Origin of the sequence: Lysobacter capsici, from assembly GCF_014779555.2 — a bacterium.
GTDB classification, from domain to species: Bacteria; Pseudomonadota; Gammaproteobacteria; order Xanthomonadales; family Xanthomonadaceae; genus Lysobacter; species Lysobacter capsici.
In genome coordinates, this window is the sequence record NZ_CP094357.1 from 3,265,542 (window position 1) to 3,281,942 (window position 16,401).

Annotated in this window: 8 protein-coding genes; 4 read left to right on the plus strand and 4 right to left on the minus strand. The window is 65.6% G+C overall.

The genetic code is table 11. The features are described from left to right. Positions 1-152: 152 nt before the first annotated feature. From IEQ11_RS13195 to IEQ11_RS13205, 3 genes are all read right to left on the minus strand, one after another. Positions 153-1,157, minus strand: a complete 1,005-nt coding sequence (locus IEQ11_RS13195; protein WP_057921761.1) for a hypothetical protein — start codon at positions 1,155-1,157, stop codon at positions 153-155. A 110-nt stretch (positions 1,158-1,267) separates the two neighbouring features. Next, a complete protein-coding gene (locus IEQ11_RS13200) occupies positions 1,268-2,353 on the minus strand; it encodes a hypothetical protein (protein ID WP_191822705.1) in 1,086 nt (361 codons plus the stop codon). Positions 2,354-2,358: 5 nt separating this feature from the next. Then, positions 2,359-7,260 (minus strand): alpha-2-macroglobulin family protein, encoded by a 4,902-nt coding sequence (locus tag IEQ11_RS13205; RefSeq protein WP_228464818.1) that lies wholly within the window; start codon positions 7,258-7,260, stop codon positions 2,359-2,361. 1,065 nt (positions 7,261-8,325) lie between these two features. Between IEQ11_RS13205 and IEQ11_RS13210 the strand changes: the two genes are divergently transcribed. From IEQ11_RS13210 to IEQ11_RS13230, 4 genes are all read left to right on the plus strand, one after another. Further along, positions 8,326-10,242: a M4 family metallopeptidase gene (locus IEQ11_RS13210; protein WP_191822703.1), complete on the plus strand. Its 1,917-nt coding sequence runs from the start codon at positions 8,326-8,328 to the stop codon at positions 10,240-10,242. 771 nt (positions 10,243-11,013) lie between these two features. After that, complete coding sequence (locus tag IEQ11_RS13215) at positions 11,014-12,564, plus strand: M4 family metallopeptidase (protein ID WP_191822702.1); 1,551 nt, start codon at positions 11,014-11,016, stop codon at positions 12,562-12,564. A gap of 778 nt (positions 12,565-13,342) precedes the next feature. Then, a complete protein-coding gene (locus tag IEQ11_RS13220) occupies positions 13,343-15,259 on the plus strand; it encodes a M4 family metallopeptidase (RefSeq protein WP_198338847.1) in 1,917 nt (638 codons plus the stop codon). Positions 15,260-15,499: 240 nt separating this feature from the next. Then, positions 15,500-15,844, plus strand: coding sequence for a hypothetical protein (locus IEQ11_RS13230; protein ID WP_191822701.1), 345 nt, complete (start codon positions 15,500-15,502; stop codon positions 15,842-15,844). Positions 15,845-15,988: 144 nt separating this feature from the next. Here IEQ11_RS13230 and IEQ11_RS13235 read toward each other — a convergent pair whose 3' ends face one another. Next, positions 15,989-16,342: a DUF1428 domain-containing protein gene (locus IEQ11_RS13235; RefSeq protein WP_046656733.1), complete on the minus strand. Its 354-nt coding sequence runs from the start codon at positions 16,340-16,342 to the stop codon at positions 15,989-15,991. Between the last annotated feature and the right edge of the window lie 59 nt (positions 16,343-16,401).

Sequence of the window (16,401 nt, forward strand, 5' to 3'; positions counted from 1 at the left end):
ACGGCATGCGGCGCTCGTTGCGTTTCGCGATGCGCGCGCCTCAGGCCCTCGCGGGCCCGGGCGCGGATGCGATCGCGTGGTGGGTCGATGGATCGATCGCGAATGTCCGCATCGATGAGGCGTCCATCCGCGGCGATGCGAACCGACGGCGATCAGCCGGCGGTGTTCATCGCGACGATCTTCAACTGGCCTTCGATCAGCAGCAGCACCAGGTTCTGGCCGCCGTCGCCCTCGGCCATGCCCAGGTCGACGCGCGCATCGACGATGCGGTTGTCGTTGCTCTCCTCGCGGTCTTCGTCCGGATCGGGCTGCACCACCAGGCCGTAGGTGATGCCGTCCTTGCCCGGCGAGCTCGACGAGGTCGAGCCGCTGGAATCGGTCTTGAGCGGCCGGCCCTGCAAGTCCCCGATCGCGTCCGCGTACAAGTCGGCGCGGTCGTTCGGGAACAGGTCGGTGTAGTACTTCTCGGCCATCGCCCGGTCGATCTTGCCGCCGGCGGCCTTGGCCGCCTTCTCCAGTTCGGTGTCGTAGACCGGCCAGTTCGACGCTTCCAGCGGGAAGGTCATCGCATCGAGCACGACCTTCTTGTCGCGGGCGCGGAATGCGACGCCGAGCGGCTTGAGATCGGCCAGCACGCGCTGCGGCATGGTCTGGTGTTCGGCCTGGACGATGGTCTTGCCGTTCCACTTATAGACGTAATAGTCGGTGGCCTTGGGCCGCGCCGCCGAGCAGATGTCGATCTGGTGCAGGTACAGCTTGCCGGCTTCGATCTTGTCGAGCTGCGGGCAGAAATCCGGCATGTCGGACTGCGGCAACGCCTGCGGGCCGCCGGGACGGGTCATCAGCACGACCAGTTTCTGCATCGCGGCCATGGTCGCGTCCGGGGTGCCGGTGCCGTACAGCACGGCGACGTCGTCCTGGCCGTCCTGATCGATGTCGCCGACCAGTTCGCTGTAGCCCAGGCGTTCGAATTGCGGGTCGATCTTGCGCAGCGCGGCGAAGGCGCGCTCGGCGGTCTGCTTGGGATCCGACGGCGCGGCCGCGGCGGGCGGCGGCGTGGCGGTCGCGCCGGTCTGGGCCGCGGCGGCGGCCTTGTCGCCGGATTGGCAGGCCGCCAGGGCCAGCATCAGCAGGGACGGCATCAGAGTCTTGCGCATGTTCACTCCTTGAAGGGTTCGGGGTTCGGGGGCGACCCTGGTTAACGCGGTGATTCGAGATTAGGGATTCGGGATTCGCAAGCGGCGCGGCGGCGGGCGCAGGCGCGGCATCAACGTTCTTCGTCCATGTCGAAGGGGCCGTGTTCGGACAGATACAGGTCGCCGTCGATCAGGTTGAACCTGACTTGATGGCCGCCGCGCGTGCCCGGGTCCGGCCAGCGCACCAGCACGCTCGCATCGAGGACGTAAGTGTAACCGTCGGACTCGAGCATGGAATCGTCGGCGCTGGGCTCCAGGTCGAGGTACAGGGCGCGTTCGGCCGACTTGCCCGCGCCCGACGTCGCCAGCGTCGCCTTGCGCGCGTGCTTGCCGTCGTTCTGGAATTCGATATGGCTGAGCATGCCGACGGTATCGCTGAAGCCGCGGCGCAGCGCGGCGTCGGCGAAGATCTGCTCGGGCGCGGCGCGCGGCTTGGCGCGATCGGCCGGCGCGGTCGGAGCCGGAGCGGCGCGCAGATGACGGTCGACCTCGTCCTTGCGCTGGGCCAGCAAGGCTTCGCGCAACTGCTGCAGACGCATGACCACGCGCTGCTCGGTGTCCTGCTCGTACACCTGACGCAGGCGCTTGCGGCGGTCGTCCCATTCGAACGCGTAATAGCCGATGGTCTTCGGAAACGGCACGATGCACGCTTCCAGCGCATCGGCCAGCAACTGGCCGCCGACGATCTCGCGCACCACCGGACAGCCCGAGAACGCCTCGGTGACCTCGGGCTGCAACTGCAGGCCGCCGTCGCGCGCGAGCAGCAGGTAGATGCTCTTGGCGACATGGCGCGTCGCGTCTTCATCGCCGACGCCGTACTCGATCACCACGTCGTCGCGGCCGTCGCGGTCGAGATCGCCGGTGGTGTAGTTGACGTCGAAGCGGTCGAAACCGGGATCGGCCTTGCGCATGACCGCCTCGGCCTGCGCCAGCAACGGGTTGGCGACCGGCGGCGTGTCGTGCGGCGTGGTGCCGCCCCAGTTCAGGGCGGGATCGGTGGCATTGCTCGGCGCGGTCGCGGCCGGTTTCGGGTTCTTGTCGACACCCTCGCCTTCACCGCCCTTGCCTTTGTCGACGCAGCCCGCCACCGACAGCAGCGAGGCCGCCAGCAACGCCATGCGCGCGGCGGGAAGCGCGAAGCTTCCCGCCCTGCTCATCGAACTCACGGCTGACGCACCGACAAGCTCGCCGGCGAGGCCTTGCCGACGCCGCGCATCTCCGGACGGTACATGTCCTCGACCAGCGACGGCGGCACGGTGTAGGTACCCGGCGTCACCGCGCGGACCAGATAGAACACGCGCGCGGTCTGGTTCTGACCGAGCTTGAGCGCTGCCACGTAGCGATCGTCGCGGAACTCCTCGTGCTTGACCTCGGCGGCGCTGGAACGCTCGGACAGTTCGATCCCGTCGACCACCACGCCGGCCCACTGCTTGGCGTCGCCGAGATTGAAGTTCTCGATTTCCAGGCCGGCCGGCAACAGGTCGGTCAACAAGGCATCGGGCATCGCGCTATGCGCCTTGATCGTGACCTGCACGATCAGCGCCTCGCCCTCGACCAGGCTGCCGCCCGACCAGTCCTTGCCCTCGGTCGTATAGAACTTGCGGCTGACCTCGATCTGCGAAGCGTCCGCGGCCGGCGCGGTGCGCGGCACGCCGGCGACTTCCAGGCTCGCGTACAGCGGCGGCTGGCCGTTCGGGGTGAAGCTCACCCCGCTCGACAGCGCGGCGAAGTCGAACACGCGGCCGATTAGCTTGGCCGGATCGGCATCGGTCGAGGCGCCGGCGATGGTCCAGCGGCCGGAGATCTGCTTGCCCTGATCGGCCATCAGCGCCTTGCCCAGACGCGCCAGCGCGACCTGCTCCTGCGTGCTCAGGTACAGCCAGCCGCTGTTGCGGCGCGCATCGAGGTCGCGGCCCATCGACACGGCGCGCGCGTCGTACTCGGGCTGCGACAGCTTGTGCTCGTGCACCAGCGCGATCATCAGCGCGTCGTCGCGCAGACGGCTGCCGTAGTCGCCCAGGTACGGCGGGCGCTGCGAAGCGTCGCGGGCGAAGCCTTCCTTGATCGCCTTGCCGCCGCGCGACTTGTCGCCCTGCAACGACAGCGCCAGGCCCAGATGCACCAGCGGCAGACCGGTCAGGCTCTGCTTGCGATCGTTGTCGTACAGCGCGCGCAAGGTGCCCAGCGGAGCGCGGTTGACCCGCGCCAGCACGTAGCCGGCATGCGCCTGATAGGCGAACTTGAGGTGTTCGCGGCGATCGTAGCCGTAGAACGAGGCATTGCCCGAAAGCAGATCCTCGTTGAGCACCTTGAGCGCTTTCTGCAGCATCCCGTCGGGCACGGCGAAACCGGCGTCGCGCGCATCGAGCAGGAACTCGACCACGTACGGCGTCAGCGCCGGATTGACCGAGTCGCCGTCGCTGTCGCCGCCCCACATCGAGAAGTGGCCCGAGGCGATCTGCATCGCCGCCAGCCGCCCGAACGCGCCTTCCATGCGGGTGCGCCGCTGCTTGGCGTCGATGCCCTTGACCCCGAGCATCTTGGCCGTGGCTTCGTCGAGTTCGAGCGCGGCATAGCCCTTGCTCGTGGTCTGCTCGGCGCAGCCGTACGGGTATTCCAGCGCGCCTTGCAAGGCGCTGGCGAACGGAATCGGCGGCAAGGCGCTGACCACCATGCGCGCGTTGACCGAATCGGGCATCAGGCCGTCGGCGAAATCGGTGCCGATCTGGATCGCGCCGAGTTCGTCGAGCACCCGCGTGCGCGAACGCAGCACCGATGGCCAGGCCGGACGCACCGGCACGTCGTAGCGGCGATCGACCTTGTAGCCGTTGCCGTCGACCCGCACCCGCACCTGCGCGGTGGTGTAGCCCTCGCGCGCCACGACCGGGAAGGTCAGGGTCTTCTTGGCTTCCACCCCGAGCGTGAGCGTGTGCTCGCCGTTGCTCAGCGACAGCGGGCCGATGCCCTCGACCTTGACCGCGAACTCGCCGGGCTTGCCGGTGAAGTTCTGCACGTCCAGGGTCACGTTGCTCCTGTCGCCGGGCGCGAGCACGCGCGGCGTGCTGGCCTCGGCGAGCACCGGCGCGCGCACGATGGTTTCGGCGTCCTTGTTGCCGTAGCTGCCGCCGGAATACACCAGCGCCGACACCCGCAAGGTGCCGTTGAAATCCGGCACCGCCAGCTTGATCCGGGCGATGCCCTGGGCGTCGAGCTTCACGGGACCGGCGAACAGATCCACCGTCTGCACCCGCGCGGTCGGACGCCGCGCCTGCGGCAGCGCCTGCAAGGCCATGTCGCCGCCGAAGCGGATCTTGGCGACCTCGCCCTCGTAGCTTTCGATCACCCGCCCGTACACGTCATAGGCGTCGACCCCGAGCCGGCGCTGGGCGAAGAAATGCGCGGCCGCGTCCGGCACCGGGAAACGGGTGATGTTGAGAATGCCGACGTCGACCGCGGACACGGTCACGTACGCGTCCTTGCCGGCCAGTTGCGGCGCGCTGACGATGACCGGCAGGTCCTGCTCGGGCTTCATCAGCTTGGGCACGTTGATGCCGACGGCGACCTTGCGCTCGCGCCGGTCCATCGGCACGTGCGCCACGCCGACCGCGCGCGCCGGGGTGATCTTGCTCGGCGCGCTGCCGCCGCGGAACACCAGCGCGGTCACGTAGACATCGTGGCGTTCCCAGTCGGCGGTGACCGGAATCTTGAACTTGCTGCCGGCCTTCACCTCGATCGCCTGCACGTACAGCATGCGGTCGGCTTCGACCATCAGCAGGCCGGAGCCTTCGTGCGGCGGGGTCAGGGTCACTTCCAGCGTATCGCCGGCCTTGTACGCGGTCTTGTCGAGCGCGAGCTTGACCTTGTCGGGACGCGCGTCCAGGCCGCGGTTCTGATCGTCCCAGCTCCAGCCGGCGCGGAACGGATAGCGGCTGGTGAGCTTGGTCGCCGGGTCGTACACGTCGACGCGGTATTCGCCCCACTTGACCGCGAAATTCAGCTTGGCCGGGGAGGCGCCGACATCGACGTTGCGCACTTCGACATCTTCGAAGCGGCGAGTGAAATCGTAATCCCAGCCGCCGTCGTCGGCGTAGTTCCAGTGGTAGTCGCGATGTTCGCGCACTAGGGTCACGCGCAGGCCGGTGGCCGGACGCGGCTTGCCGTCGCTGCCTACGCGGGTGATTTCGAAGCCGGCATTGCTGTCGGCGTCGCTGCCTTCCTTGTCGTCGAACAAGGGACGCACGCCGACCAAGGCATCGGCCGGCCACAGCACCCGCTTGACGCTGCGATTGACGCTGCGTCCGCCGGTTTCGAACACGCTGCCGGTGACGATCGCGGCGATCGGGCTGACCGGCTTGGCTTCGTCGGGCAGCGCGATGTCCTGGGTCAGCTTGCCGTCGTCGCCCAGGGTGGTGTCGACCACGTCCTTGGCTTCCTTCGGCAAGGTCAGGGTCGGGTCGCCGAAGAAATAGCCCGGCAACTGCTCCAGCGGATGCTGTTCGACCAGCACCGCGAGCTTGGCGGTGAAACGGTTGCCCGCGGCCGGCGCGCCGTACAGATAGGCCGCGTCGACGCCGAGCTTGAACGGCTGGCCGGGTTTGAGCACCGGTTGCGCGGTCAGGTCCAGCTTCAGGCGTTCGGGCAGGAACTCCTCGATCCGCAGGGTCATGCCCTGCACCGCTTCCTTGCTGCTCGGATCGGTACGGAACTCGACCCGCCAGCGGCCGGTCGCGGCATCGGCCGGAATCACCTGCGCATGGCGCACATAGCCCTGCACATCGGGTTGCAGGCGGGTTTCCAGGAAGGTCTTGCCGTCGGGCTGCACATAGCGCGCGAACACCGGCTGCAGCGCCTTGCCCTTGGTGTCGATCGGCTTGCCGTCCTGATCGCGCAGCAGCGCCGACAGCCGCACCGTCTCACCGGGGCGATACAGGTCGCGGCCGGACCAGGCGAACACGTCGAACCAGGCCTGCTCGCGGCCGGCCACGGCGAATTCGGACAGATCCAGCGCCGGCTGATTGAACGGCAGCATGGTGACGTCGCTGCCCTTCTTGGCGATCAGCACCTGCGCCGCGTCGAGCTTGTACGGCAGCATCGCGTTGCCGTTGCCGTCGGTCTCGCCCTTGAGCACCGGCTCGCCTTCGGCGTTGAGCACCTTGAGCTCGACCCCGCTGACCGCGCCGCCCTTTTCCAGCGAGGCGACATGCACGAACAGCTTGTCCTTGTAGGCGCGCGCGTGCAGGCCCAGGTCGCTGACGGTGAAGAACGCGGTCTCGAACTCGTCCTTGAACTGGCCGGCGCGCTTCATCACCGCGAAGTACAGGCCGGGCTCCTGCAGTTCCTTGATGTCCTGCAGCGGCAGATAGGTCAGCACGCGCTCGTTGGGCTTGCCGCCGAGCACGAAGCGGTTGACGTAGACCGGTTCGGCCAGCTTCGACAACGGCTTCTTGTCGTCCCAGTCGCGTTCCAGGTCCCAACTGCCCTTGCGCCCGCCGCGCTGGTACTCGGCGAAGAACTTCGGCAATTCCTTTTCCTTGACCCGCAGGAATTCGACGTCGACCTCGGCCACGTTGATCGACACCACCGGCAGGCCGCGGCTGTCGCGCGCCGGCAGCACGCTGCCCTGCGAGGCGAAGCCGACCACCGGATCGAGCGGGCCGGTGTAGACCTGCTTGGTGATCGCCTGGGCGATGCGGTCGCCGGCCGCGGCGGTCAGGCCGGGCTTGATCGTGACCGTGTAGTCCTTGCTCGCTTCCACATGCGGGAAACGCAAAATCTTGCCGCCGTCGTCGAGCACCCAGCTGCCCTGCACCGCCGCGCCGTTCTTGTCGGCCACCGCGAGCAGTTCGTCGAAGCTCTGGGTGCCGACCAGCGGCTGGCTGAATTCCAGGGCGATGGCGAGCTCGTCGCCGCGCTTGCTGTCGGGATAGGCCGCGACCAGGGCGAAGCCCTTGATCGCCTCGCGCTTGGCGACGATGGCTTCGCCGCTGACCTCGGGCAACTGCCCGGTGGTGTCGCGCTTGCAGCCGGCGACCACCAGCGTGGTCGCCACCAGCACGGCCACCAGCGCGCGCGCCAGCCACCGCGGCGCACAGGCGGCCCGCTTCGCGCCAGGCGGGTTCGGAGCAGCCGGGCCTACCGCGGGCCGGCTCGAGTCAGGGGTATCCAAGATCGCAGTTCCATCCAGGGGGTGCGCGCGCTTCATGCGTATCTCTCCGAAAACTGCGACGAGTATAGAACGAGCTTGTGTGATCCACGACCGACTTGAGCGTGTCCGGAGCTTGCCTGTCCGGGCGCGATGCGCGGACGCGCGTCGGCTGTGCGAGTCCATCGCAAGCGATCCGCGGCGCTTACGGCGACCGAGTGACCACCGCGGTCGCCACTGCTCCGCTCCGACGTCCATGCAGCAGCGAGCAACAATCGCAATGGCGCGGCCGCAGTCGAACTCGTATCCCAAGCCCCGCCTTGGCAGATCCCGGCCGCACCGACGGCCACGTCAGCATGCCGTTATCGCCGCAGTCGTCAGCGGCCGTCGAGCGGCAGGACTTGGATCGCGCAACCCTCGCCCCACTCTCTTACGCAGCGCGATGCCGTTCGCCCAACCGCAATCGCATATTCAAAAAGAACTCAATCACATCGCAGGCAATTACCCGCCATCGGAAAATCGTGAATCAATACCGATAAATAATCGCAATTCGTCGCCCGCCGACTTCGCGCCCGGCCATATACACAAATAAAACACCGACGCGGCACATCCAACATATCCTTTAAACACAGCTACTTGCGGCATTATTGCTGCGACGCATCAAATTCCCTGAAACTGTATTACAAAATCATCGGCAGCGAATGATATCGATTACTTCGATTCCGCAGCGCGTATTTCCAGATACTTCCGAGCCGCGGCGACCGGCCGGCGAAAACGACCTGGTTTGCATTTTCTCTGTGAAACCCATCGACCGCGTTGACGCTTTCGCGATCGCGCCTCCACGTTCCCTGCGCCGCGCCGCAACCCGTGCCGCGGCTTTCGCGCCGGACACCGGCCGCACCCGTCCACGCGTCGTCTCCCATCGACGTCGCCCGGCCCCGTGCCTCGTGTCTGCCCGGCCTTATCAACGCTTCGGGGAACCCACCAATGAATCGCAACCTGTCCATCCTGGCGATCGCCATCTCGCTCGCTTCGGCCGCCAGCGCCGCCACCGCCGCGCAGCGCGTCGACCTGCGCGCCAAGGACGTCGCCAAGCTCAATCAGCAGTACCGCTCGGCCGTGGCCAAGTCCGGCGCGGCGGTCAAGGCGAACGTGCGTCATGCCGAACTGATCGCGCTCGACGCTCAGTCGTCGCTGAGCCAGCTCAAGAGCAGCCAGGATGCCGACGGCAGCCGCAACTACCGTTACCAGCAGACCTTCCGCAACGTGCCGGTGTTCGGCGAGCATGTGGTCGTGCGCGAAGACGCCAACGGCAATGTGCGCAGCCTGTTCGGCCGCTCGATCGAAGGCCTCGCCGCCGAACTGCCCGACGTCGCGCCCAAGCTCAGCGGCGCGCAGGCCTTGAATCTGGCCAAGCGCGCCGCGCTCGGCAAGCGCCTGGGCCAGATGCGCATCGAGAACGAAAGCAGCCGGCGCATGATCTATATCGACGACAACGGCGTGGCGCACATGAGCTATGTCGTGTCGTTCTTCGCCGACACCGCCAAGGGCGAGCCGACGCGTCCGTACGTGATCGTCGATGCCGACAGCGGCCGCGTGCTCAAGCAGTGGGAAGGCCTGAATCACGCGTTGATCGGCACCGGCCCGGGCGGCAATACCAAGACCGGCCAGTATGAGTACGGCACCCAGTTCGCCAAGCTCGACGTGCAGCAAAACGGCAGCACCTGCGTTATGGAAAACGAATTCGTCAAAGCCGTGGATCTGGCCGGCTCGACCAGCGCCGCGGGCAAGCCGGCGTTCTCGTACACCTGTCCGCGCAATACCTTCAAGGCCATCAATGGCGGGTTCTCGCCGGTCAACGACGCGCATTTCTTCGGCAAGGTCATCTACGACATGTACAACAGCTACGTCGGCATGGCGCCGCTGTCGTTCAAGCTGACCATGGCCGTGCATTACGGCACCAATCACGACAATGCCTACTGGAACGGCACCACCATGCTGTTCGGCGACGGCGCCACCGTGTTCTATCCGCTGGTGAGCCTGGACGTGTCGGGACACGAGGTCTCGCATGGCTTCACCGAGCAGCAGTCGGGCCTGCTCTATTCCGGCCAGTCGGGCGGCATCAATGAAGCCTATTCGGACATCGCCGGCGAGGCGGGCGAATTCTTCATGAACGGCACCAACGATTTCATGGTCGGCGCGCAGATCAAGAAGGGCAGCGGCGCGTTGCGCTACATGGACGACCCGACCCGCGACGGCGTCTCGATCGGGCATGCCAGCAACTACCGCAGCGGCATGAACGTTCATCACTCCTCGGGCGTCTACAACAAGGCCTTCTACACCCTGGCCAAGAAGGCCGGCTGGGATACGGTCAAGGCGTTCAAGGTCTTCGCCAAGGCCAACAAGGACTACTGGACCCCGAGCACCGACTTCAACAACGGCGCCTGCGGCGTGCAACAGGCGGCTACCGATCTGGGCTTCAACGTGGCCGACGTGACCGCCGCGTTCCAGGTGGTCGGCGTGGCTTGCCCCGGCGGTCCCGGCCCGGGCCCGGGTCCGGGCACCCAGACCTACAGCAACGGCAACGACGTCGCGATCGGCGACAACACCACCGTGGAAAGCTCGATCGTGGTCTCCGGCCGCACCGGCAACGCGCCGAGCAATGCCTCGGTGTCGGTCAACATCGTGCACACCTACAAACAGGACCTGAAGGTCGACCTGGTCGCGCCGGACGGCTCGCTCTACAACATCCACAACCGCACCGGCGGCAGCGCCGACAACGTCGCCGGCACCTTCACCTTCAATCTGTCGAGCGAAACCCTCAACGGCACCTGGAAGCTGCGGGTCAACGACAACGTCGGCGGCGACGTCGGCCGCATCGACACCTGGAGCATCACGTTCTGATGGTACGCACCACGTAATACGCAACACCTGAGGCGATGCGCATGATCGCCCCGAAAACCCCGGTCCAGGCCGGGGTTTTCTTTTTCGCCCGGCGACGATGTCGCGATGCGACCACGCCATGCGGCGCGGCTCGCCAGCCGTTGTTGCTTCGCCGCGGGCGGTCGTCGAACGCGGTTTTGTGCGGTCGTGCCGGTTTCGGCCATATAACCCCAGCCATGACGAAACGTTATGCCACGACATAATGATTCGATATTGCCAAGACAGGTCACATGATTCGACGGATGAGTGTCACGCGGCGCTATTGACGAATCCCGGCGATGGTGAGTTTCGAGTTTCAAACGCCCTCGCCCGGCTCATGGCCACGCCCGCGGCGGCGACGAAAACCCGCCGCGGTCACAGTATCGGGCGCCGACGAATCCAGAATCGTCCAGTTCGCCCGATTAAATTATGCTGCATTGCAACATAGTCGCTGAAACATTATTACCCGACGCGGTTTTAGCCCAAAAAAACAGGGAAATAGCGCGATCCAGACAGCGCGCGGCTTTCCGCCGCAATCCCCGATCCGGCGCGGAAATAGCGGTCTCATCGCGGGTGTGATCGCGGTGCGCGGGTTTGACCGTTCTTGCCGGCGATCCCTAGCGTCGATTCCGCCGCACGGCCCGTCCGCGCGGCATCCGCCTATATCCCACCCCACGTCGGATGCGGATGCGAAACGCCGCAAACCGGTCGCACGACCGGCCCTCATTTACTCACTCACTTTCGGGGTTACAAATGAAGCGCAACGTATCGGTACTGTCCTTCGCTGTCTCGATCGCCCTCGCCGCCGGCGCCGCCGGCGCCGCCCAACGCGTGGATCTGCACGGCGTCGACGTCGTCAAACTCAACCAGCAGTTCCAGGCCGCCACCGCCAAGTCCGGGGTCGCCGCCAAGGCCAACGTGCGCCACGCCGAGCTGATCGCGCTCGATGCCGACTCGACCCTGACCTCGCTCAAGAGCAGCCAGGATGCCGACGGCTCGCAAAACCATCGCTACCAACAAAGCTTCCGCGGCGTGCCGGTGTTCGGCGAGCACGTGATCGTGCGCGAGGACGCCAAGGGCAACGTACGCGCCCTGTTCGGCCGCTCGGTCGCCGGCATCGCCGCCGATCTGCCGAAGCTCGACGCCAAGCTCAGCGCCGCCCAGGCCTTGAGCCTGGCCAAGGGCGCCACGCTCGGCAAGCGCGCGGCGACGCTGCAGGTCCGCAACGAGAACAGCCGCAAGGTGATCTACCTCGACGACGCCGATCGCGCCCATCTGGCCTATGCGGTCGACTACTTCGCCGATGCGCCCAGCGGCGGCGAACCCAGCCGTCCGTTCGCGATCGTCGACGCCAACAGCGGCAAGGTGCTCAAGCAGTGGGAAGGCCTCAACCACGAGCAAGTCGGTACCGGCCCCGGCGGCAACCAGAAGATCGGCCAGTACGAATACGGCAGCGGCGGCCGCCCGTTCCTCGACGTCACCCGCAGCGGCAGCACCTATACGTTCAACACCCCGAACGTGAAGACGGTCAATCTCAACCACGGCACCAGCGGCTCCACCGCCTACTCGTACGCCGGCCCGCGCAACACGGTCAAGACCATCAACGGCGCCTACTCGCCGCTCAACGATGCGCACTATTACGGCAAGGTCGTGTTCGACACCTACCAGGCCTATCTGGGCATCTCGCCGCTGACCTTCCAGCTGACCCTGCGCGTGCATTACAGCAACAACTACGAGAACGCGTTCTGGGACGGCCGCGCGCTGACCTTCGGCGACGGCCGCACCACCTTCTATCCGCTGGTCTCGCTCGACGTGGTCGCGCACGAGGCCTCGCACGGCTTCACCGAACAGCAGTCGGGCCTGATCTACTCCGGCCAGTCCGGCGGCATCAACGAATCGTTCTCCGACATCGCCGGCGAAGCGGCCGAGTTCTACGCGCGCGGCAGCAACGATTTCCTGGTCGGCGCCGACATCTTCAAGGCCAGCGGCCGCGCGCTGCGCTACTTCGCCAACCCGCCGCAAGACGGACGCTCGATCGGCCACGCCAGCAACTACACCAGCGGACTGGACGTGCACTACTCCTCGGGCGTGTTCAACAAGGCCTTCTACATCCTGGCCAACAAGCCGGGCTGGGGCACGGTCAAGGCGTTCAAGGCCTTCGCCAAGGCCAACAAGGACTACTGGACGCCGAGCACCAACTTCAACCAGGGCGGCACCGGCGTGCGTCAGGCCGCGGCCGACCTGGGCTACAGCACCGCCGATGTGGTCAACGCGTTCTCCCAGGTGGGCGTGACCGCGCAATAAGTCGGTATGGCCGACCGGTCGCCGAGCGGTTTTTTCGGCACCGGCCATGCGATCGATCGCTCACGATCGCCGGCCCTGCCGCGTCGGCCCACATGCAATCTGAAAACCCCGGCCCCGGCCGGGGTTTTCTTTTCCGACACCGGAACCGTGGTTCGCCAAGCGAACCGCTTATGCAAAAACATAATAAATACGTATTTGGGAGTGCGCTCGCAGAACCGTGCGTGCATGGGTCACAGGCAGGGCTGGAATTTCCATAACACGCTAAAAAACCGGAAACGCCGCGGTTCATGCATGAATCAAGCAGGCATCTGGCAAGCGGCCGAGCTCCGGCGCGAGCCCTTCGAGCAGCCCTCGACCGATATATCCAACGCAATATGTGACCTATTACCCCACCTCGACGACGCAGGAATCTGCTGCATTGCAGCAATAATCCTGAAACATTATTACGCTCCGAAATTTCGTGACGCGCAAACGTGAAAACGTTTCAGGCCTGATCGTAGAACGATCTCAGACGAAATCATTTGTCGCCGCGATCCGCACACGTCGCATTCGACGTGTGACCGGCGTCGGTCGCGTTGACTCGACTTTAGGGCACGGCCAGCGTGCCACCGCCGTGCTACGCGTCAGCACGGTATCCGCACGGAGTTCGACTACGCGAACGTCCTCGGGCACGGAATGCCTCGGGCCGAACGCGCGAACGACGGGGGAGCGGATGTACGAGCACTGAGAGCCGGCCGCGAACGCGGCCACCATCCACACTCGTTTGGGGGTAATACCAGTGAATCGCAACGAATCGCCGTCCCTGCACGCTCTGTCCTTCGCCCTGTCGCTCGCCCTCGTCTCCGGCGCTGCCGGCGCCGCGCAGCGCGTAGACCTGCACGGTCAGGACGTCGCCAAGCTCAACCAGCAGTACCAGTCCGCCGTCGCCAAGTCCGGCGTCGCCGCCAAGGCCAACGTGCGTCACGCCGAACTGATCTCGCTCGACGCCGAATCCGGCCTGAGCCAGATCAAGAGCAGCCAGGACGCCAACGGCACCCGCAACTACCGTTATCAGCAGACCTTCCGCGGCGTGCCGGTGTTCGGCGAGCACGTGGTGGTCAGCGAAGACGCCAAGGGCAACGTGAAGACGCTGTTCGGCCGCTCGGTCGCCGGCCTCGCCGCCGAACTGCCGGCCACCGCGCCGAAGCTGAGCAGCGCGCAGGCGCTGGATGTGGCCAAGGGCGCCGCGCTCGGCAAGCGCGCGGGCGCGCTGCAGGTGCGCAACGAAAGCAGCAAGCAGATGATCTACATCGACGACAACGGCCGCGCGCACATGGCCTATGTCGTCAACTACTTCGCCGACGCGGCCAAGGGCGGCGAGCCGACCCGTCCGTTCGTGATCGTCGATGCGAACAGCGGCAAGGTGCTCAAGCAGTGGGAAGGCCTGGCGCACGCCCTCATCGGCACCGGCCCCGGCGGCAACGCCAAGACCGGCCAGTACGAGTACGGCACCAACTTCGGGTTCAACGACGTCACCCAAAGTGGCAGCACGTGCACGATGAACAACGCCAACGTCAAGACCGTGAACCTCAACCACGGCACCAGCGGCACGACGGCGTTCTCGTACACCTGCCCGCGCAACACCGTGAAGACCATCAACGGCGCGTATTCGCCGCTGAACGACGCGCATTACTTCGGCAAGGTCGTGTTCGACATGTACAACAGCTACGTCGGCACTCCGCCGCTGACGTTCCAGCTGTCGATGCGCGTGCACTACAGCAACAGCTATGAGAACGCGTTCTGGGACGGCTCGGCCATGACCTTCGGCGACGGCGCGACCACGTTCTATCCGCTGGTCAGCCTCGACGTGTCGGCGCACGAAGTCTCGCACGGCTTCACCGAGCAGCAGTCGGGCCTGGTGTATTCCGGCCAGTCCGGCGGCATCAACGAAGCCTACTCGGACATCGCCGGCGAAGCGGCCGAGTACTACATGAACAACACCAACGACTTCCTGGTGGGCGCGCAGATCTTCAAGGGCAGCGGCGCGCTGCGTTACATGGCCAACCCGCCGCAGGACGGCCGTTCGATCGGTCACGCCAGCAACTACACCTCGGGCATGGACGTGCACTACTCGTCCGGCGTGTACAACAAGGCGTTCTACACCCTGGCCAAGACCGCCGGCTGGGATACGGTCAAGGCGTTCAAGGTGTTCGCCAAGGCGAACAAGGACTACTGGACCCCGAGCACCGACTTCAACAACGGCGCTTGCGGCGTGGAAACCGCCGCGACCGATCTGGGCTTCGTCAAGGCCGACGTCACCGCCGCGTTCGCGGTCGTGGGCGTCACCTGCCCCGGCGGCCCGGGCCCGGGTCCGGGCACGACGTACACCAACGGCACCGACTACGCGATCAACGACAACGCGACCGTCGAAAGCCCGATCACCGTGTCCGGCCGTACCGGCAATGCCCCGACCAACGCCTCGGTGTCGGTCAACATCATCCACACCTACCGCGGCGACCTTAAGGTCGACCTGGTGGCGCCGGATGGCTCGCTGTACAACATCAGCAACCGCAGCGGCGGCAGCGCCGACAACGTCACCGGCACGTTCACTTTCAACCTGTCGAGCGAACCGCTCAACGGCACCTGGAAGCTGCGCGTGAACGATAACGCCAATGCCGACGTTGGCCGCATCGATACCTGGAGCATCACGTTCTGATTGGTACGCAACACGTAAGGCGATGCGCATGATCGCTCTGGAAACCCCGGCCTAGGCCGGGGTTTTCTTTTGCGCGATGGGCACGGCTACGCACTTGGTTTGCGCTTCGCGCCGAGGTAATTTCAGCCGAGCGCATGGGAGACAAACCGCCAAGCCGATCCCGCCTCGCGCGACGGCTTTATTCAGACGGCATGCGTGAACACAAGATCGCCACCCTGTGAACGCAACGGGTATCGTGCCATGACAGATTTCGGTTCCAGCTTCGCATCGCTTTCCGGCATTCTTCGCAAGCACAGCGCCGGCATGTCCATCAAGACGGACGAACCCGGTCATTTCTACGTCGAACGGGCCGCGGCCACGGCCAAGGCGAAGCCCCGGTTTTTCGGCGCCGTGCAGACGAAGAAGTCCTACGTCAGCTATCACCTGATGCCCGTGTATGAAGATCCGTCCCTGCTCGATGGCATCAGCGACGGCCTGCGCAAGAAGATGCAGGGAAAATCGTGCTTCAATTTCACCGCGAGCGACCCGTCGCTGTTCGAAGAACTCGATGCGCTCACGAAAAAATGCGCGGCGGCAGCCGACTGATCCGGCACGGCGCCTGATGCTTCATTCAAAACCGACTTGCGTGATTCCAGCAAAAGCGCGGCATCGACAGCCCGGCAGGCGCTTGCGTCTCAACTGCGCGCCGCCCCGCTCGAGCGAGGCGGCGCGCCTCACGTGACGGTCCGATCAGAACTCGACCAGCTTCTTGAACCCGCCGAAGATCATCCGCTTGCCGTCGAACGGCATGTTCTCGGCCTGCATCTTCAGGCGCGGGTCGTTCATCACCTGCTTGTTGATGCGGTCGCGCGCCGCGCGGCTCTTGTAGACGATCCACGCGAACACCACGACTTCGCCGGGCTTGAGCTTCACCGCCTGCGGAAACGAGGTGCTCTTGCCCGGCTTGACGTCGTCCTCGACCGCTTCGACGTACGACAGCGCGCCGTACTCCATCCAGATCTTGCCGGCCTGGCGCGACAGGCGCCGGTATGCGGCGAGATTGCTCTTGGGTACCGCCAGTACGAATCCATCCACGTAGCTCATGCGTCCTCCTGCGGGCCAGGCCCGTTGCTGGGATTGAAGCCGTTCGAACTTATTCGTGT